Here is a 20520-nt window from a genome sequence, read left to right on the forward strand (position 1 = left end):
ATTTTAAAAAAGAATGTTTGTGATGATTATGAAATAAAATTAGAGATTTGCTTTAACCAGACACGCCTAAACATTTTGTTAAAATAACATCTACCATCTGCATGAAATTGAAACTTAATATTCATTTTTTAATAATGCCGTTATTGTTTTGCGGAGCAGTAAACGCGCAGCAAGGCCCATCAAAAGTACACAAAGATGAGGTCGATTTTGTTAACCCGTTAATAGGAACAGCCATAACCGGCTTTGCCAAAGGGCTTGACGGTGGCGGTACCATGCCTTGCGTTAACGCGCCCTTTGCCATGACAAACTTTGTTGCCCAAACAGGCGAAAGCAAAATGGGGCGCATGTGTTATCAATATGAAGACAAAGCGGTTATTGGATTGTTGGCAACTCACCAGCCAACGGTTTGGATGGGCGACTATGGTTATGTATCCATTATGCCGCAAACAGGCAATTTGCGCGTTTTACCCAATGAACGGCGGTTAAGCTATGATCACAAAGATGAAATTGCTAAACCATACTATTACTCGGTAAAATTAAAAGCCGACGCAAAAACAAGTATCAAGGCCGAAATTGCCGGGGCGAATACCTGTGGTATGTTCCGGTTTACTTTTCCGGCCGCCGAAAAGGCCCACCTTATTATTCAGGGTATTAACCTGAACCCCGAACTTACCGATTGGGCTAACGATTACAAATCGAGGTTAAAAAAGCTAAAAGGGTATGTTCATATTGATACAGTCAATAATGAAATTACCGGCTATAACCCCGATAGGCAATCAGCACAGCTTGGTCCTGAGCTTAAAAATTTTAAGGGGTATTTTATCATTAAGTTTGATAAGCAGATTCGCAAGTACGGTACCTGGGATAATAAAACCATAAAAAAAGGCAGCAAGGAGCAGTTTGGTACCAGGATGGGCGCGTTCATCTCATTTAAAACGCTTGCAAATACCCAAATTAAGGCCGTGGTCGCTACCTCTTTTATTAGTATTGATCAGGCACGCAACAATCTGAAAAAAGAAATACCGGGATGGGATTTTGAAAAAATTGTTAAAGATACCCGAGATAACTGGCAGCAACAGCTTAAAGTGGCACAGGTTAACGGCATTACTAACGAGCAAAAAACAATTTTTTATACCGCGTTATTTCATACCCTGCTGTTTCCGCGGCAATTTTCTGAATATGGGAGATATTACAGCGCCTTTGACGATAAGGTTCACAATGGCGAATCGTACAACGATTATTCTTTATGGGATACTTTCAGAGCGTTACACCCGTTGCTGATACTAACCCAGCCAGAGCGAATTAATGGTATGGTGAAATCATTGCTGCAAATGTACCAGGAAGGTGGATGGATGCCGATGTGGCCAAATCCAACCTATACCAATATCATGATAAGTACCCATGCTGATGCCGTGGTAGCAGATGCTTATGTTAAAGGTTTCCGGGGTTATAGCACCAAACTGGCTTATGATGCGATGCACAAAGACGCTTTTGAGGCCCCGGATGGCGATATGCAAAAGAAATGGGGAGATAGGGACCTATGGACAAGCTATGAGGCCAGGGGAGGACTTACCTATTACCATAAACTGGGTTTTGTTCCGGTAGATAAGGTGAGGGAATCCGTTTCACGTACTATTGAGTATGGTATTGATGATTATTGTGTGGCGCAGGTAGCCAAAAGCCTGGGCAAAACAGAGGATTATAAAGAGCTGATGAACTGGAGCACTAATTATAAGAATGTCTATAATCCTGCAACGGGCTTTATGGCCCCTAAAAATGCTAACGGTCAATGGTCGGCTAAGCCGGATAGTGGTTTTACCGAGGGCACCAAGTGGACGTATACCTTTGGCGCCATGCAGGATATTCCCGGTATGATAAGCCTGATGGGCGGCGAAAAAGCGTTTGCTGATAAGCTGCTGCATAACTTTAATGACGGGCATTACCGCGCTGATAATGAGCCCGGTCATCATTATATTTACCTGTTTAATTATTGCGGCATGCCCTGGAAAACGCAGGAACTGGCTCGCCAGCACACTGGCTGGCAAAATTTCAGGAACGCGCCTATTGGTATAAATGGTAATGACGATTGCGGGCAAACTTCGGCCTGGTATATATTCAGTACCATGGGCTTTTATCCTCTAACTCCCGCATCCGGGCTGTATAGTATTGGCGCGCCACAGTTTCCTTATATTGCTTTGAATTTGCAAAACGGTAATAAACTGGTTATTAAAGCCACAGACTTATCGGCGCAAAATAAATACGTTAAAGAAGTAAGGTTTGATGGTCAGCTAATCAAAAATCATATCATCTCCCATGAGCAAATCAGTCACGGCGGCACTTTAGAGTTTAAAATGACCAGTGTACCGCAGAAGGATTAGCTGATAAACACCATTGCAGGTGTTGGATAATACAAAATCCAACACCTGCAATACTAAGATTTAGCTTAAACTAATTCTTTCTCCTTTTTCATAGCCTCGGCCATTTTGATCCCCTGTTTTCTTATCTGCTCGGTACGTACATAACGTTTATCTGCCCCAAGATTAGGTTTGGTTATAAAATCATAAAACATACGCGTCCACGAGTGGGTAGAATCAAGGTGTTGGTAAAACTCCTTGGTAATGCGGTAATATTTAGGTAAAAAACGACCGGGGATATTCATGATATCATGATGTTCGTTATGATAACCCACATTAAAGCAAACCCAGTTAAGCCATCCGTAATAGGAGTTAGTTTCCTGGCCCTCTTCAAAAATAAAATGTTCGTGGATAAAATGCCCTGCGGCAGGGTGCAAACTAAAGCCCCATAAAGTTGAAAGCAGCAGGTAAATGATGGCTATTTTCCCCAGGAAAATAAAGATTAATGCATCTGTAATGATCAGGGTGATGATATTGGCCCATTCCCATTTGGTTGGCCTTGTATCAAAACCACGTACCAGGAACAGGAAAAAGATGTAAAAAAATAACCATATAAACTTGCGAATGCCCGATTTACCTACCATTCTAACTTCCCAATGGCTGGGGAAATCGTTATCAACCTGTTCAATACCCAAATGGGAGTGGTGTTTCATATGATGCGTACGGAAAGCGATGGCACCCGGCACCAACACCGGGATATTGGCAAAAATGGCCAGCGCTTTATTTTGCGCCGGTGTTTTAAGCATCAGGTTATGGGCCATTTCATGCACCGCCATGGCCGACCAATGGTTCATGGTACCGCCAACCACGTATGATAGCAAAATAATTTGCCACCAATAAGCGCCAAAAGATGGGAACCAAACGCTTACGCCCCAGGCAAAGGTGATTTGCCCGGCTACTATGAAAAAGGTAAGCACAGCTGCCCAGGGATCATAGCCCATTAATTCTCTTACTTCGGGATGTTTTTTTAAAACGTCTATCCGGCGCAAAAAATGAATGTCGGGGGTTTGGATGGGTTCAAAAGGTGTCTCGGCTTTCATGGTGTGTTGTTTAGATAGTCTAAATAACACAAATAATTACAAAATATTCCCAGTAGTTGTACGTGTTTTTGCGCGTATAAACACCTAATTTGCAGTGTTGTATGGTGTTTTAATAAAGCTTTTGGAGTGTTTTGTGCTAAGCAACAATAAAGTAAGCTAATACTTAGGCTTGTAAATTGTCGTTTTAACTGGCGATGTTGGAGCGGAGCCGCAAAACTCAAACAAATTGTCATTTTATCCCTTTATTTATAATTAGGTTGTTTTGGTTGAGGCCTAAATAGCCAATATTTTTTATGTTTACCCAAAAAACAAACTCAGCAATGAAAATTCTAAAAACATCTTCTTTTGTATTATTAGTAGCATCTGCAGCATTAGCTTTACCTGCTTGTAAAGCCAAAAAATTAGCCGAAAAACCAGCGCCTGTTGAAACAGAGAAAATGTATGCGCCTACTCCAAAACCAACTCCGCCTCCCGCAGCCGCCCCAGCTCAAACGCCGCCGCCTGCGCCGGTAAAACCAAACTATAATTTCAGCAATATTCAGTTTGAATTTAATTCGGCTGTATTAAAAACCGGATCATACCAGGCTTTAGACGCGGCAGTTATCGAAATGAAAAAAGATGCTACCGTAAAATTTGTATTAAACGGAAACTCATCTGCCGAGGGTACCGACCAGCGCAATATGGAATTATCTGTTGAACGTGCCAACTCGGTGAAAACATACCTGGTTAACAGCGGTATCAGCGCTGCCAATTTAAGTATTAAAGGCTACGGCGAAAGCAAGCCAATTGCTGATAACGCGACCGAAGAAGGACGTGTTTTGAACCGCAGGGTGGAAATAAAACTTAATTGATTTTAGATGATAGTTCATGGTTGATGGTTCATAGATCATAGCCGGAGAATTTATTTATAAGGCAGATGGTTCGAAAGCCGGGGTCCGCAACGGGCTGGCGGTTTTCGAACCATTTTTTTTGAACACAATTAACCTAACTATAATCTATGAACCATCAACCATGATCCATGAACTATTATAGATATCAAGCAACCATTTTACCATTCAGGGCGTAATGTTTAAAGTAATAAATACACTTTAACAGGCGCTTTGAAGCACATTATTAAAGGGATTTTAACCCTGCTTAATATTAACGAAAAACGAAGGTTGTACAGGCTCATCCTGTCCGATCTGTTGATTAGCGTGCTTGATATCGCCTTTTTAGGATTGCTGCTCCTCATCATCGGTATTTATACCAATAACGCCTCCGTAAGCCATCATACTTTACTTCCAATAGCCTGGATTAATAACACTACGCTTTTACCTATTGGTATTTTCCTGGTATTGTTTTGCCTCAAAAATTTACTTGGTTACATGATTACGCGTTTTCAGCATCATTTTTTTTATGATGTCGCAGCGCGCTTATCCAATAGGAATATAATTCATTATTTAAGAGGTGATTATGGTGATTTTGTTAATGTGGATTCTTCCATCCATATCAGGCAAATCAGCCAGCAACCTATCGAGTTCAGTCACTATATCCTCAATAATGTACAGCAAATAATTTCGCAGGGAATTTTAATCGCTTTTACCATAGGGGCAATCTTGATTTACCAACCCTTATTGTTTTTGCTGCTGTTAGTGTTGTTGGTTCCCCCGGTTATTGTACTGGCTTACTTTATCCGGAAAAGATCAAAACAGATCCGTGAGCAAACCAAAGTAACCAGCGAAAAAAGCATTCAACATTTGCAGGAGTCATTAGCGGGTTTTGTTGAAAGCAATATTTATGATAAAACCAGTTTCCTGGCCAGCAGGTACAGCGGTTATCAGCAGCAATTGAATAATAATATAGCCGGTCAGCAAACCTTATTGAGCTTGCCCTCACGTTTGGTTGAGGTGTTCGCTATTTTAGGTTTTTTTATTTTGGTGCTGATTAACCGGTGGTCGGCACACGGACCAGTTGTTGACCTGTTTACCATTGGGGTTTTTATGGCGGCGGCGTATAAGATCATCCCCGGAATAATCAAAATATTGAACAGCAGCGGGCAGATAAAAACCTATGAATTTACTTTGGATGATCTGCTCAAAATTAAGGAAGATGATTGTCTGCAAAAAAACGAGCTAATCAATATTTCTCAACCAATTAGTTCTATCAGGTTTCATAACGTACGGTTTAGTTATAAAGATAGGGAGTTGCTCAATGGGGTAACGTTTGAAGTTAACCCCGGCGATTTTGTGGGCCTCTCTTCGGCATCTGGCAAAGGAAAAACCACGCTCATTAATTTACTGTTAGGCTTTTTAAATCCCGATGCAGGCTATATCTACATTAATGATCGAATTGCTGATATCGAAAAGAGAAAACAGCAATGGAAAAATATCGCCTACATAAAACAGCAAACCTACCTTATTCATGATACTATCCTCAAAAATATCACCCTGAGCGATGACGGGTATAATCCTGATAAACTGGACGAAGCTGTAGCTTTTTCCGGCCTCGATCAACTGTTAACTAATTACCCCGAAGGGTTAAGTACCATCATTCGCGAAAACGGCAAAAATATCAGCGGCGGCCAGCGGCAACGCGTTATGATGGCAAGGGCGCTTTATCATGATTTTGACCTGCTGATACTGGATGAGGCCTTCGGCGAATTAGATCAGCAATCAGAGGAAACCATCCTGATTCAATTAAAGGAGCTGGCCTTATCCCAGGGTAAAATGATCATTTTTATTACACACAATGTAGCAAGCCTGGCTTACTGCAACAAAATAATACCGCTTAATGATTAAGCCCAAAGCGTTGGTTATATTAAGTCCGGGTTTCCCCGCCGATGGCGATGATACCGCCTGCCTGCCTTTGCAACAGATTTTTGTACGTACACTTCAACAGGATAATCCCGAACTGAAAATTATCGTTATCAGTTTTCAATACCCGTTCAAGGCGTCCCGCTACTTTTGGTACGGTGCCGAGATAATAGCCCTGGCAGGTAAGGGGCGGGGGAGAATGTATCGCCTGCTTACCTGGCAGCGCGCGCTTAATGCGTTAAAAAAGATTCGGCGGCAGTATGATATAGCCGGCCTGCTAAGTTTTTGGATGGGCGAATGCGCGCTGGTAGCTAATAAGTTTGCCAAAAGAAACAACCTGCTGCATTATTGCTGGCTCCTTGGTCAGGATGCCAAAGCAGGAAATCACTATGTAGACCAGGTGCAGCCAATGCCGGGGGCGCTTATTGCCCTATCAGATTTTTTGGCGAAAGAGTTTTACCTCAATTACAACATTAAACCCAGGTACGTAATTCCCGTAGGCATTGATACTGCTATTTTTGATGGAAATACAGGCTTACGGAATATTGATGTATTGGGAGTAGGCTCACTGATCCCTCTCAAACAATACAGTCTCTTCATCAATGTTATTAAAAGTTTAACAGCCGATTTTCCGGATATCAAAGCCGTTATTTGCGGCAAAGGTCCCGAAATGCAAAACCTGCAAAATCAAATAAACCGGCTGGGCCTTGAAAATAACATTCAACTAAAAGGCGAGCTGCCACACGGGCAGGTATTATCATTAATGCAACAGGCTAAAGTGTTTTTACATACCTCCAGTTATGAAGGTTATGGTTCGGTATTGAGCGAAGCGCTGTATGCCGGCGCGCACGTGGTGAGCCTGGTAAAACCTATGGACGTAAGGCCGGCCCAACATCATATCCCCGATAATGCCGAAGATTTACCAACTATGATAGCCGCTTTGCTTCATGATAAAAATCTTAAACATCAGCCTGTATTAATTAACTCTATACAGGATATTGCCCGGCAAATTGCTTCATTATTTGTCAATTAGCCCATAAATTAAACAAAATTTAAACCCTTTAGGAATAAATCCGTATAAAGGGCAGAAAAACCGCTGCCTTCATTATGCACTTACCCGATAATATTTTTGCTTTAACGCTGCTTATCACAGGGCTTATAAGCTTTGGTGTAGGTGTAGCCGTTTTTCAAAAACTGGGCGGTACGGTTCGCTGGTTTGGCAGCATCATTCTGGCTACCGCTGTTTGGGCTATTACCTATGCCTTTGAACTAAGCAGCAATGATTTGCAAACCATGGTACTGTTTACGCATTTAGAATACATTGGCGTAGCCACGCTGCCAAGCTTATGGATAGTTTTTGTAATGCGTTTTACCGGCCGGGAGGCATGGTTAAATAAATGGGGAATAGCGCTCATTTTTCTGGAACCCCTGCTAACACTCATTTTTAAATGGACCGGTGCCTGGGGTTTGCAGTACCAGGCTGTTAAGGTAGCCAATAGCGGGCCGTTCCCTTTGCTTGATATTACGCCTGGCTGGTGGTATCGTGTACATACTATTTTCTTTTATGCCATGCTGGCCTGGGGCATATGGATGATTGTAGCTAAGTTTAAAAAAGCCGAGGGCATCCTAAGGCGGCAAAACCGTATTATACTATTTGGCGCTATGTTTCCCTGGGTAGTAAATCTCATTTACCTGTTGCACATTCGCCCGTTTCGTCATATCGATCTTACACCTTTTGCTTTCATCGCAACATCGTTGGTTATAGGCATTGGGTTATTGCGGTTCCGTTTGTTTGATATTGTGCCCATTGCCCGCGAAAAAATTATCGAAGCTTTACAGGAAGGCATACTGGTGACCGACTTAAATGGCATCATCATTGATTTGAACCCAAGGATGAAAAAAACGCTGCAAGAGCAGCGGGCATCTTACATAGGCAGCCATATAGATGAACTTTTTAGCGGGATGGACCTATTTAAACAAGCAGAAAACTGGCCCAAAGATCACCAACTGGAAATAAACAGGAAGGAGCAGGAGCAAACCCGTTTTTACGCCGTAACAGTTACGCCCTTGTTTGAAAAACGAACAGTGTATAGCGGCAACGTATTTTTATTCAGAGATATCACCCAGCTTAAACATAACGAGCAAAAACTGGAAGAACTCAATCAGCTAAAAGACAGGTTATTTTCCATTATAGCGCATGATTTACGTACCCCGATGATTAACCTGGGCGATATGATTCAACTGATAGAAAGCGGCGACTTAAATCAGTCCGAATTTGTATCGATGCTGCCCGAATTATCACGTAACATCACTTATACATCCGGGTTGGTAGATAACCTGCTATTTTGGGCAAAAAGCCAGTTAAGTGGTGCTACTGTAAACCCGGTAAACTTTGATCTTTTCCTGGCTGCCGAGCATTTACTTGGGTTGTTTCAGCGTAGTGCCGATGATAAGGGAATTATTATCAATAACCAGGTTGCCGAACAAACATTTGTTTATGCCGATGCTGATATGATCCAGGCTGTATTGCGTAACCTGGTTAACAACGCCATTAAATTTTGCCGTACCGGCGATCGAGTTTATATCGACGCCGAGGTAATAAAAGATGAGCTGATGATTAGCGTAAAAGATACCGGTGTAGGGATTAGCGAGGAAAACCTGTCGCGCATATTTGCCTTGGGTAATTTTACCACCCGTGGCACAGTAAATGAGCAAGGTACCGGCCTTGGCCTGATGCTTTGTCAGGAGTTTGTAGAAAAAAACAAAGGCCATATAGGTGTGGAAAGTGCCCCAGGTAAAGGGAGTCGTTTTTATTTTACGTTACCCATCGGCATAACCGCAAGCCCTATTTTGGCATAAAAACCGGCGTTTATCCCCCAATTGCCGCGCTGCTGTATTTTCTCTTTTTAATACCGATTAGATTTTGTTGGTTTGTTTTGTTAAGCAGGTAAATCGATCAAATTGAAACCCAAAAACAACATATCGTATTATTGGAAGTGTCAGCTGATTGGTTGGTCGGGAGCGGCAACGTATTGGGCGTTTTTGGCCTGGGTGCAGGGGCCACAGCATTTTAATATTTTACTGGCAGCGATTCACTTTTTGCTGGATATCGCTATCGGCATTGGTGTTACACATGCCTACCACGCTTTTGCTTACAGGTTTGGTTGGATAAACCTTCGGATTCAAAATATGCCGGCCCGTTTAATTCCCGCGGTTATTATTATGGGTTTGCTTTACATGATGCTGGTTATTCTGAAGTTATACGCTGTACGGCTTTATTTTGGTTACTCGTTCGATGAAACGCTCACCTGGTTTTTTATAGAGAATTATCCAATTATTTCGGCTACGGGAATCAGGCTTATGGCCATCTGGCTGTTGGCTTTTCACTTGTATCATTACGCCGTTATGGAAATTGGTACCGCTAAAGATAACGCGCGTTTGCAGGCCATAGCTCATGAAGCGCAGTTGCAACAGTTGTCAACACAGTTGAACCCTCATTTCTTTTTCAATTCGCTCAACAGTGTCAAGGCACTGGTTAGTATCAACCCTTTAAAAGCGCGCAGAGCAATTGATTTACTATCCGATCTGTTAAGAAATTCATTATATGGCAACAACACTGGCCTTGTGCCGTTGGCTGACGAAATAAGCCTGGTGAACTATTATCTTGAACTTGAAAAAATCCGTTATGAAGACCGCCTGCAGATATCCATAACATTAGATGAACATCTTAACGATTTAAAGATCCCCGCTTTAAGCATCCAAACCCTGGTTGAAAATGCCATTAAGCACGGCATCGCGCAGCAAAAAGATGGCGGCTGTGTAAGTATTACCGTAGCGGCAGACCATGAATATTTTGTTATAAGGGTTGAAAATCCAGGTCGGCTGATCTACGCCAATGCTACTAATGGCTTAGGCCTAAAAAACCTGAAAGAGCGATTGAATTTGCAATATCAAGGTAAGGCAAAGTTTACCATGATTGAATTACCAGGCGAAAAGGTTTTATCAACCATTAAAATACCTTTACTATGAAAAAGTTGCGCGTATTGATTGTGGATGACGAACGCCTGGCGCGGGATGAGATGAAGCGCGCCTTAGCTAATTTCCCCGATTTTGAAATTGTGGGCGAGGCGGCTAATGCCGATGAAGCCCGGCGATTGATAGGCCTGAACAGGCCCGACCTGCTTTTGTTAGATGTGCAGATGCCCCGCGAATCCGGCTTCGATTTATTGGAGACGATTGCGCATGTACCCGAAGTAATTTTCATTACCGCGTATGATCAATACGCGGTAAAAGCTTTTGAAGCAAATGCGCTTGATTACCTGGTAAAACCCGTTCGCGAAGAGCGCTTTGCCAAGACGATTGCCAAGGTGAGGTACAAGTTAAACATTGGCGCAGCCGATAAGCAGCTTTTTGTAAAAGATGGCGATAAGTGCCAATTTATAAAGCTGAGCGAACTGTACCTCATCGAATCGATGGATAACTACGCCCGGTTGTATTTTAATAACCAAAAAACTTACCTGAAACGCTCCCTAAATCAACTGGAAGAAAAGCTGGACGCGGCTATGTTTTTCAGGATAAACAGGGCGCAGATCATCAACACCAATTTTATTAAACAAATTAGTCCATTGCCTGGCGGTAAACTAAGCATCAGCCTTAAAACAGGAGAGTTGCTGGAGGTATCTGAAAGGCAATCGGTAAAATTTAAAACCCTGAACGGACTTTAAAACGCCGTTTTAAACAAAACCAATCATCATGAAAAAAATATTGCTTTTACTGGCTATGATAAGCCGGTGCGTAACGCTTTGTGCCCAAAATTTGCCTCAGCCGGATAAGGAGACTTACATTATTAATGATAGCGTATTTATTAAAACGCCACAGGGCCATACGCTATCAGCGGTAGTGGTACGCAGGCGGGATATGACCGGCCCGCAGCCAACTGCCCTGTTCGTGTTTATTTACTCCGATACAAAGCGGAGTTTGGCCGAGGCGAAATACTCTGCAGATCATGGCTATGTAGGCGTAGTTGCCGATGTGCGCGGCAAACGGCTTAGTCCGGATGAGGTTGCGCCTTATGAAAATGATGCAACAGATATTTATGAAGTTATAGATTGGATAAGCAAACAAGCCTGGAGCAACGGTAAAGTGGGGATGTATGGCGGCAGCTACTCGGGCTTTGCGCAATGGGCAGCACTTAAATACAAAGTTCATCCGGCGCTTAAAACTATTGTTCCCTACGTTTCGGCCATACCGGGTATGGGTTTACCTATGGAAAACAATGTGTTCCTGAATGCCAATTACGGCTGGGCGTTTTACGTAACCAACAATAAATATCTGGATACCGTTACCTACAATAACCGGCAACGCTGGCAAAACCTGCAAGACAACTGGTATCAGAGTGGCGCGGCCTATAACAAAATTGACAGCGTTGACCATACGCCAAATCCCTGGCTGCAGCGTTGGTTAAAACATCCCGGCTTTGATAGCTACTGGCAGTCCACAATTCCATATGGCAGGGAGTATGCTAAAATCAATATCCCCGTACTGGCATTTGATGGCTATTATGATGATGGGCAAACATCTGGCTTATATTACATACGCCAGTTAGCCAAATACAATCCCAAAGCAGATTATTACCTGGTATTGGGACCATATGATCATTTTGGGGCGCAAAAAGGCGGCGTTGCCAACTTGCGCGATTACATGGTTGACTCGGTGGCACTCATCAATACCAAAAAGATCACTTTTGAATGGTTTGATTATATCATGAAAAACGGTAAAAAGCCCTCTATTTTGAAGGACAGGGTCAATTACGAAGTGATGGGTGCCAATCGTTGGGATCATGCACCATCCTTAGATAAAATGCACCAAAGCATGCTTAAACTTTACCTCAGTAATGTTAAAGGAGATAGTCAGTTTAAGTTGTCGTCAAAAAAGCCTGCCAAACTTGCCTGCCTGGAACAAGAGGTTGATTTTGCCGATCGTAAAACCATGAATACGTTTGCCTATCCGTTTCCCATTATTCAAAAAGACATTAGCAGTAACGGGTTTACTTTTGTAAGTGATAGTTTAAAAGAACCGGTGATTGTAAACGGAGCTTTTATAGGCAAGCTAACCGCGGCTATCAACAAAAGGGATTTTGACTATAACGTAGTGCTATATGAAATGATGCCCAATGGCGAATACTTTGAACTTACTTACTTTGTTGGGCGGGCAAGCTATTCATGGGATATCGCTCATCGCAAACTATTACCGCCGGGCAAAATAATCGGGTTGCCGTTTAGCAATACTAAAATAGTAAGCAGGCAATTGCAAAAGGGAAGCAGGTTGGTGGTGGTGATCAATGTAAACAAAAATCGCTTTTGTCAAATTAACTACGGTACCGGTAAAGATGTAAGTACCGAAAGCATTGCAGATGCTAAAACACCCCTTAGCGTAAAGTGGTATAATAGCAGTTTTATTGAGGTGCCGGTTTCATTTTAATTATCCACGCTGTTTCGTTTTTTGTTTCGCTTTTGTAGCGATTTGCAAAGTATGACAATTCGTAAATTATTGATATTTAATTGAATGTGGTTTTTTATTTGTTTCTCCTGTTGCGAACGCAACACTTTTTATGAAAATTTAAAAAGTATAAATAATGTTTATAAGTCCATTTTTGTCAACCCCGGGCCATGAATTTATAACGCGTAAAACAAGTGGCAATTAGCAGCGTTGTTGCTGTAAGTTTTAACCATTGTATTTATGAGCACCACCACTACATTAAAGGAAATTGCGGCACAGCTAATGCGCGATAACAAAGGCTTGCTGGCCATGGACGAAAGTACAAACACCTGTAACAAACGTTTTGAAGAGGTGGGCATTCCTCAAACGGAGGAATACCGCCGCAAGTACCGCGATCTGATTGTAAACACGCCTGGCTTGGGCAGGTACATAAGCGGGGCCATCCTTTTTGATGAAACCATTAAACAAAACGCGGATGATGGTACGCCATTTGTAAATATTTTACAGCGAAACGGCATTATCCCCGGTATAAAGGTTGATGAAGGCGCCATACCGATGGTTGGTTTCCCGGGCGAAAAAATAACGGAAGGTTTGGATGGTTTGGGCGAACGGCTTAAAGGATATTACAACATGGGCGCCCGCTTTGCCAAGTGGAGGGCGGTAATCACCATCGGTGCCGAAATTCCTTCGGCAACATGCATCAAGGCAAACGCTTACACACTGGCCCGTTACGCCATGTTTTGCCAGGAAGCCGGTTTGGTACCCATTGTTGAGCCCGAAGTTGTAATGGATGGTAGTCACTCGCTTGAAAAGTGTACCGAAGTAACAACCGAAGTGCTGCATGCGGTATTCAATGCCTTATACCAGCACCGTGTTGATCTGGAAGGCATGATCCTGAAACCGAATATGGTATTACCCGGCGAGGATAGCGCTGAAAAACCTTCGGCAAGCCAGGTTGCGGAGGCTACTATAAAATGCTTTTTAAGAACGGTGCCTGCAACCGTGCCGGGAATCGCTTTTCTATCGGGCGGTCAGCCGGCCGAATTAGCTTCGGAAAGGTTAAACCAGATGCACGTGCAATTTGGTGATGTAATGCCATGGGCGCTTACTTTTTCGTACTCAAGAGCCGTGCAGCAACCCGCTTTAGAAATATGGAAAGGTAAAGACGAAAACATTGTTGAGGCTCAGCAGGCCTTGCTACACAGAGCAGCATGTAATAGCGCCGCTAAATTAGGCAAATACACGGCCGAAATGGAAAGTGCCGGTTACAAATTCCAGGACTAATTTATACTTAATGCCGAAACTGGGATGCAGTTTCGGCATTAAGTTCAATAGCTAAATTGCCCTCATTTTATTTCCTTTTGGCTCGTGGGTAACCTCTGCCAATCCCAATGCTTCCATCAAAGGGGGAATATACATGCCAAAGCGCCCGCGCAAGCCTTTCTTAAGACCATACCAACCGCCAACCGGATTGGTTTCTGCCCGTCCCCAGGCTTCAACGGTGCCGTCCTTTGCCGGCTTTTGTTCATCAGCACTACCAAGGTCCATCCAGCCGCCATGGGTTTTTAACATGGCATGCAAATCTGCAAGGCAGCGGTAATCATAATGCAGTACCGTTTTGCCAACTGTACAAACTAAAATTTCTTTACCATCCTTCACATCGGCATGCATGGTATAGTCTGATGATAGGGGTGGTGTTTTTAACGCCAAGGGGCTCTCTTTTGTGCCAATCTGTGCTTTCATTTGATGGTTAGGTACTGTTATGCTGAAAATAAATAATTGGTTTTAATTAGTGATAATTAAATATACGCGCTTTTCAATTACGCCATCATTAATTGTTGTTTTTTAGGGCTTCAATTGAGTTGTTTTAAATAGGGTAATTAAATACCATAATAGGTTAATATTTGCAAATGATGGATTATACTGCTGTACTTTATTTTAAAGATATGTGATTTTGGCATAATGATATGTACCATGTGCAATAGCCCGTAATTAATTGTTTTTAAGCCTTTCTTTATCTAACATAGCATTACATATATGAGGCAAAATGTTTGTTTTGTGTTTATGCACTTGTAAAACCAATTATAATTTTCATGAGTAACAGCTTTAAAAAACGAGATGGCTTTATTGGCGAAAAATTAATAACCGTTCCGCTAAAAGTGCTGGAGGATGTAAAAAAGAATGAGCCGGCATTGTTTTCTGTTTACATCACCCAGATAGGATATTTTCCAAAAGCGGGTTTTCACTACCGCGAACGCCGCAAGGGGTGTTCGGATAATATCCTTATTTATTGTTTACAGGGCAAGGGACATTATATATTGGATGATAAACGTTACGAGGTGAACAGCAACCAATATATCATTATACCAGCTACAGATAAGTATATGCGTTATTGGGCCGATAAGGATGATCCGTGGACTATTTATTGGGTTCATTACACAGGTAGTGGTATTAGTGGCTTTAACCAGGCGCTTAACCTGGGCATTACCAACGGCCCGGTGCTTATTCCCTTTAATGAAAAAGCATTGGAGATATGGCAGTTTATTTACCAAACACTTGAAAAGGGCTACAGTATAGAAAACATGTGCAATGCCAGTTTTTGCCTGTATCATTTAATTGCTACGTTTTTGTTTCCGCAAAAAAATATTCAAAGCGGTCGGGCAGATGATGGCGATATTATAGCTAAAACCATCAATAATATGCGCGATAACATCAATAAAAAACTAACTGTTGAAGCAATGGCTTCAAGTCATAATCTATCGGTGTCACATTTCTCAACCTTGTTTCGCAAGGCTACTGGCATGCCACCTATTGATTATTTCATCCATATAAAAATGCAAAAGGCCTGCCAGCTATTATACGGCAATATCAGTAAAATAAGGGATGTAGCCACCGATTTGGGTTATGATGACCCTTATTATTTTTCGCGCATTTTTAAAAAGTATATCGGTTCATCGCCAGAGCAATACAGGTTAAATATTAAAGCATCTGCTTAGTATAATCTTTTTATTTTAACGTGCTAAAACATTAAGTTTGCCCTCCCAAAAACTTAATGTATATGCCAATAACTAAAGCTACCCTTGCCGATGTACCCGAGCTTAATATTTTAATTAACAGCGCTTACCGCGGCGAAGGTTCAAAAAAAGGCTGGACAACAGAAAGCGACCTGATAGACGGCATTCGCATTGATGAGCCTATGCTTATGGAGTATCTGAATAACGATGCCATAACCATACTGAAATATGTTAATGATGAAGGGAAAATAATTGGCACAGTTTACCTGGAAGTGAAGGGAGATCGCTTATACCTTGGCATGTTTAGCGTTTCGCCAACGTTACAAAACGGGGGAGTAGGCCGGGCGTTAATTGAGGAGGCCGAAGTGGTGGCCAAACAATTGGGGCTACACATCATCAGCATGACGGTTATTCGTAGCCGTACAGAATTAATAAGTTGGTATGAACGTCGCGGATATACTTTCACCGGCGAGATTCAGCCATTTCATGACCATGGCCGGTTTGGTGAGCCTAAAGCGTTAATAGAGCTTATTGTTATGGAGAAATCAATTTAAATCGGGTCTGAATTTTTTTCATTCCAAAATGGATGGTAAAATATCAGTGAGCTTGTCGGCCTGTTTAAAATTTTGATGAGTAAGACTGGTTTCTACATGCTCATGTGCCCATGTAGTATGAAATGGTACGTGAATAGCATGACCGCCAATATTTAAAACCGGCATCACATCCGATTTAAGGGAATTACCCACCATCATAAACTCTTCGGGCTTAATATCAAGGTGTTTGATCAGTTTAATATAATCATCTTCCTTTTTATCGCTCATAATTTCGATGTGATGGAAATAATGCGACAGGCCCGATTTTTTTAGCTTGCGTTCCTGGTCAAGCAAATCACCCTTAGTGGCAACCACCAATCTGAAATTGTTTTTAAGGGTTGACAGTACATGTTCAACCCCATCCAAAAGCTCAATGGGTTCATTCAGCATTTCCCGGCCATATTGTAGTATGATATCAATGGTATCAATGCCAATCTTTTTATCAGAGATGGTGATAGCGGCCTCTATCATGCTCAGGATATAACCCTTTATGCCATAGCCATAAAGCGCCAGGTTATCAACTTCTACTTTAAAAAGCTCTTTGGAAATATCATGCTTGGGCAAAAAATCTTCCAGCAGGCTACAAAATTTTTTTTCGGTATTCTGAAAATAGGGCTCATTTACCCAAAGGGTATCATCGGCATCAAAAGCGATAACTTTTAAATTCATGGTTTATAATAGCGTATTGCAATAATAACAAATACCCCTTTAAATATCCCATTTAAAAAGCCGAAGCTGTTTTTAAGTGTTGCAAAAGATTACTGATATTACAGCGTTCAGTTAGCCACACTGTGTTCGTTTTCTTCTAAAAGCTGGGCAACCTTATGCTCAAACCTGTTGATAAGGTTAAGTTGAAAGTTTTTGGGATCGGGCTTGGCGTGGTGCTTGGCGGCAGTAAGTGCTAATACAAAACCGTGGTCATTCAACTTTTTTGATCTTGTTTTTTCATCCCACCTGGCCGCCGTTATTTTCATAAACATATTATCCAAATAATTACCCAATCTATTATTTAGCAAATATTCCATCGCGTTTTTGAAAAGCCCATTTTGTAACGATTTAGCAGACGATACCCGCATAACATGGTTGGGCAAAAAGCTACGGGTCCAGGCATTGGCAGTAAAAAAATCTGTAAAGGTGGTATCGCCTTGTATGGGTATCAGTGTTACCACCTCGGTAGCGGTGTAAATATTTTTTTCGGCAATTTCAAGCTGCTGTTCGTCGATGTAGTAATTCATGCAAAAGCAGTGTTGCTTGTTGAGCAGAAAGGTTAGCTTCTTTAGGCCGTGCATAAACGTACGCGCTATCCAGAGGCGATCTGCGGCCGTAATAATAAACAGGTCGATATCTGAGTTATCATCCGCATAATGTTTTGACAGGGAGCCAGAAATGGCTATACCACGTACATAAGGGAACTTAATAAGCAAATTACCAACCTTGCGCGCCGTTTTGATCATTTCAAACGCTTTTTGGTTGCCCTTGACACGGCGTTGTACCAGATATTGGTCGTTTTTTAAGCTGTAAAACTTATCAAAACGAAATATTAGTCTGTCGCGTGTTAAGCAGGCCATCGCTTCATCAAAACAAAGGCGGTCGTATTTTGCGGTTAAAAACAGGCAAACCTCTTCGCGGGTTAATGGGTAATTAAACGCATCAAAATAGGCCAGGGTAGCTAATATATTTTTTTTAATTTCTGCCACTTTATTGATGGTTAAATGTTGAATAAAAACAGACCTGATCTGCATGTTTATTAGTATGACGTAACTACTAAACTGTTGGTTGCCACCTTACTTAAATATTCGGATTCTTTGTTTGCTTCTATTGGTTTCTTTATTTCGGTATTATTTGTTAGCAGAAAAAAAGAAAAGAACAGGCTGTAAAACATAACACCTTTGTCGGCATCGAGCATGTTTTCTGATAGAGATACTATCACTACCAACATCATAAAACTAATAAATACAAGGTCCTTTGTTTTGAGCGATATCTTTAATCCATAGCCAAGCGTTAGCAGATAGATAAGTAATCCCCATATGCCGGATTTAACTAAAAAACTGAGGTACTGATTGTGTGAGTTTAAGCCCACAAGAAAAGAATGGTACATATGGGCATTATAAAACCCATCCTGTAAGAGCGGGATTTCGGAACCGGAGCCATGACCAACCAACGGTTTTTGCTTTATTAAATCGGCAACAACATGCCAGCGCGCCCAGCGCGAGTCTGTGCTTTCGCCCGGGGTAGCTTTAGATAGATCGTCTTTTAAACTTGTTAAATAGCGTTCTTTAAAAGACGAAACATTTAATATCACTGTAAACGCGATGCATGATAAAAGTAACGCCACTAAAGCGAACCTTATTTTGTTTTTGCCAAGCAATAAACAATATGGAACAACAATGTTAACCAGCAGAAACAATACAATCAATATAGATTTAGAACTCAGTTGAACAAGCCCTAAAAGTAATATGCAGATACAAAAACTATAAAAAGCTTTTGTGGCGTATGTTAAAGGCTTAAACAAAAGCGTAAGTAAATATGATAGCGCGATTACCAGTTGAAGCGAAAAGAACGTGGCATGCATATCAATCGGCGCCGAGAAATTATGATTAGTAAACGCCGGCGAAAAAAGCGTTTTGAACGGCAGATGATAATATCGGATAGCAATTGCAGCGTTTGCATACAAGTAAACGATAGTAGCTGTACATACAAATGAAAAAGTTAGTAACAGTTTTGGCCTGTACTTTTTTAAATCGAGATCATTAAATAAAAACACCAAAGGAAACAACAATACCGGCACCCGCAAACCCAGCTCGCCAAACGCACCCGGCCGGTATGTTGTATATAAAGTGGCTATTACCGAAACAAAAAACACGCTCTGTATAACAAGCGTTTTGATATTAAACATCAGCCTGAGTTTTTCCTTCCTGATATTGATGAGCGTATGCAGAATAAAGCTAATCAGTATGATATGACTATAAAACCTATCAAAAGGCATGCTTGCCATAAGCAGCATGATGTGGAAATAACTAATCTTATTGATGTTATTATCGTTGATCTGCAATAATTGTTTCATAATTTTTATGCTTGTAGCTTTCAACAATAAACTCCTCATACTGATCAATTACCCGCTCCCAGTTAAACTGGTATTGTATTTTATGAAGGTTGTTTAATACCATGTTTTTTTCGGGGTCTTTCCTTTGCACGTTTTCAACCAATTGCGTTACCTCCGCGGCATTTGAAAAATAAAAAGCGTCGGTATTTAACACCGATTTATTGAAAGGATTATTATGAGCGGCAATGAGTGCTTCGCTGGCCATAGCCTCTAACAATGATGGATTGGTACCGCCCACACTATGACCATGAAAATATAGGTAAGAGTTATTTTGCAGTGAGCGAACTTTAGGCGTATCAAAAATAGCCCCCTTAAACTGGATGCGTCCATCGTTGGCAAATTTATTGGTGATAAACTTGCCGAATCGGTTGCTGGTATCACCCAAAACTTTGAAATTTTTGTTTGAATTACTTTGGTTAAATCCTTCTAAAATAGCCTCGATGTTATTCTCGGGTTCCATGCGCGCCATCAGCAAAAAATAATCTTCTTTGAGGGCTTGCTCCGGATCAAATTGTTCGCGTTCTAAGTCGGTAAAGATATCTGCTCCATAAGGAATATACGCGCTGTTTATCTTATACTTATCCTTCAGATAGGTTTTAATCACCTTTGAGTCGGATACGTAATAATGGCTGTATTGAACCGCGAGTTTTTCGGCATATTTTAAAAATTTCTGTACCGGCCTGGAGTATTTGGATCTTTTCCACTCCATACCATCCATATTGGTTATTATGGTGCTGTTTTTAGGGTAAAGCTGGCCCCAAACCGAACTGCTGGTATAACCCATAATTAAAACCACGTCATAATTGCGTTTACGGGCGTCTAAAAGGCAATTCATATCATAAACAAACTGACCTGCAGTGCCTATCATGTATTCGGGATCATAACAATGCCTTATTTCTACACCGTTCCAGCTATCCTGTTGGTAGGGATGATTGTGCGAGTTATAAACGGTTACCGAATGTCCGCGTTTTACCAGGCCGGCAGATACATATTCGGATATATGCTCAAACCCTCCGTAGTAGTTGGGAATACCCCTTATTCCTAATATCGCTATGCGTAATTTCAT

The 20520-nt window shown here is 41.6% G+C and carries 17 protein-coding genes; 11 read left to right on the forward strand and 6 right to left on the reverse strand.

Translation table 11 applies throughout. The annotated features are described in order from the left end of the window. Positions 1-101: 101 nt before the first annotated feature. Positions 102-2378 carry a GH92 family glycosyl hydrolase gene (locus QWZ17_RS26630; protein WP_290308384.1) on the forward strand — a complete coding sequence of 759 codons (2277 nt, stop codon included), beginning with the start codon at positions 102-104 and terminating at the stop codon, positions 2376-2378. A 65-nt stretch (positions 2379-2443) separates the two neighbouring features. On the opposite strand, the gene QWZ17_RS26635 is transcribed toward QWZ17_RS26630, so the two are convergent. Then, entirely contained in the window at positions 2444-3454 is a 1011-nt protein-coding gene (locus QWZ17_RS26635) for a fatty acid desaturase (protein WP_290308385.1), read from the reverse strand. A gap of 320 nt (positions 3455-3774) precedes the next feature. Between QWZ17_RS26635 and QWZ17_RS26640 the strand changes: the two genes are divergently transcribed. From QWZ17_RS26640 to QWZ17_RS26675, 8 genes are all read left to right on the forward strand, one after another. Next, positions 3775-4305 (forward strand): OmpA family protein, encoded by a 531-nt coding sequence (locus QWZ17_RS26640; RefSeq protein ID WP_290308386.1) that lies wholly within the window; start codon positions 3775-3777, stop codon positions 4303-4305. Between the two features lie 249 nt (positions 4306-4554). Further along, the gene (locus QWZ17_RS26645) at positions 4555-6231 is read left to right on the forward strand and encodes an ATP-binding cassette domain-containing protein (RefSeq protein WP_290308387.1); all 1677 of its coding nucleotides are present in this window, start codon (positions 4555-4557) and stop codon (positions 6229-6231) included. After that, positions 6224-7279: a glycosyltransferase gene (locus QWZ17_RS26650; protein ID WP_290308388.1), complete on the forward strand. Its 1056-nt coding sequence runs from the start codon at positions 6224-6226 to the stop codon at positions 7277-7279. Before QWZ17_RS26645 ends, QWZ17_RS26650 begins: the two co-directional genes overlap by 8 nt. A 74-nt stretch (positions 7280-7353) precedes the next feature. Next, the gene (locus tag QWZ17_RS26655; RefSeq protein ID WP_290308389.1) at positions 7354-9105 is read left to right on the forward strand and encodes a sensor histidine kinase; all 1752 of its coding nucleotides are present in this window, start codon (positions 7354-7356) and stop codon (positions 9103-9105) included. 102 nt (positions 9106-9207) lie between these two features. Then, complete coding sequence (locus QWZ17_RS26660) at positions 9208-10275, forward strand: sensor histidine kinase (RefSeq protein ID WP_290308390.1); 1068 nt, start codon at positions 9208-9210, stop codon at positions 10273-10275. After that, positions 10272-10970, forward strand: coding sequence for a LytR/AlgR family response regulator transcription factor (locus tag QWZ17_RS26665; RefSeq protein ID WP_290308391.1), 699 nt, complete (start codon positions 10272-10274; stop codon positions 10968-10970). Before QWZ17_RS26660 ends, QWZ17_RS26665 begins: the two co-directional genes overlap by 4 nt. Before the next feature lie 28 nt (positions 10971-10998). After that, positions 10999-12726, forward strand: a complete 1728-nt coding sequence (locus QWZ17_RS26670; RefSeq protein ID WP_290308392.1) for a CocE/NonD family hydrolase — start codon at positions 10999-11001, stop codon at positions 12724-12726. Between the two features lie 258 nt (positions 12727-12984). Continuing rightward, complete coding sequence (locus tag QWZ17_RS26675; protein WP_290308393.1) at positions 12985-14028, forward strand: class I fructose-bisphosphate aldolase; 1044 nt, start codon at positions 12985-12987, stop codon at positions 14026-14028. A gap of 51 nt (positions 14029-14079) precedes the next feature. On the opposite strand, the gene QWZ17_RS26680 is transcribed toward QWZ17_RS26675, so the two are convergent. Further along, positions 14080-14487, reverse strand: coding sequence for a DUF6855 family protein (locus tag QWZ17_RS26680; RefSeq protein WP_290308394.1), 408 nt, complete (start codon positions 14485-14487; stop codon positions 14080-14082). A gap of 350 nt (positions 14488-14837) precedes the next feature. On the opposite strand from QWZ17_RS26680, the gene QWZ17_RS26685 reads away from it, so the two are divergent. Both QWZ17_RS26685 and QWZ17_RS26690 read left to right on the forward strand, forming a co-directional pair. Continuing rightward, entirely contained in the window at positions 14838-15740 is a 903-nt protein-coding gene (locus QWZ17_RS26685; RefSeq protein WP_290308395.1) for an AraC family transcriptional regulator, read from the forward strand. 62 nt (positions 15741-15802) lie between these two features. Continuing rightward, positions 15803-16312: a GNAT family N-acetyltransferase gene (locus QWZ17_RS26690; RefSeq protein ID WP_290308396.1), complete on the forward strand. Its 510-nt coding sequence runs from the start codon at positions 15803-15805 to the stop codon at positions 16310-16312. A gap of 18 nt (positions 16313-16330) precedes the next feature. Here the strand turns inward: QWZ17_RS26690 and QWZ17_RS26695 are convergent, their stop codons facing one another. The 4 genes from QWZ17_RS26695 to QWZ17_RS26710 all read right to left on the reverse strand — a co-directional run bounded on the left by QWZ17_RS26695 (position 16331) and on the right by QWZ17_RS26710 (position 20520). After that, positions 16331-17020: an HAD family hydrolase gene (locus tag QWZ17_RS26695; RefSeq protein ID WP_290308397.1), complete on the reverse strand. Its 690-nt coding sequence runs from the start codon at positions 17018-17020 to the stop codon at positions 16331-16333. A gap of 107 nt (positions 17021-17127) precedes the next feature. Beyond that, a complete protein-coding gene (locus QWZ17_RS26700; RefSeq protein ID WP_290308398.1) occupies positions 17128-18093 on the reverse strand; it encodes a hypothetical protein in 966 nt (321 codons plus the stop codon). Between the two features lie 5 nt (positions 18094-18098). Further along, positions 18099-19415, reverse strand: a complete 1317-nt coding sequence (locus QWZ17_RS26705; RefSeq protein ID WP_290308399.1) for an O-antigen ligase family protein — start codon at positions 19413-19415, stop codon at positions 18099-18101. Further along, a complete protein-coding gene (locus tag QWZ17_RS26710; RefSeq protein ID WP_290308400.1) occupies positions 19387-20520 on the reverse strand; it encodes a DUF1972 domain-containing protein in 1134 nt (377 codons plus the stop codon). Before QWZ17_RS26710 ends, QWZ17_RS26705 begins: the two co-directional genes overlap by 29 nt.

Source organism: Mucilaginibacter flavus (assembly GCF_030409315.1).
GTDB lineage: Bacteria > Bacteroidota > Bacteroidia > Sphingobacteriales > Sphingobacteriaceae > Mucilaginibacter > Mucilaginibacter flavus.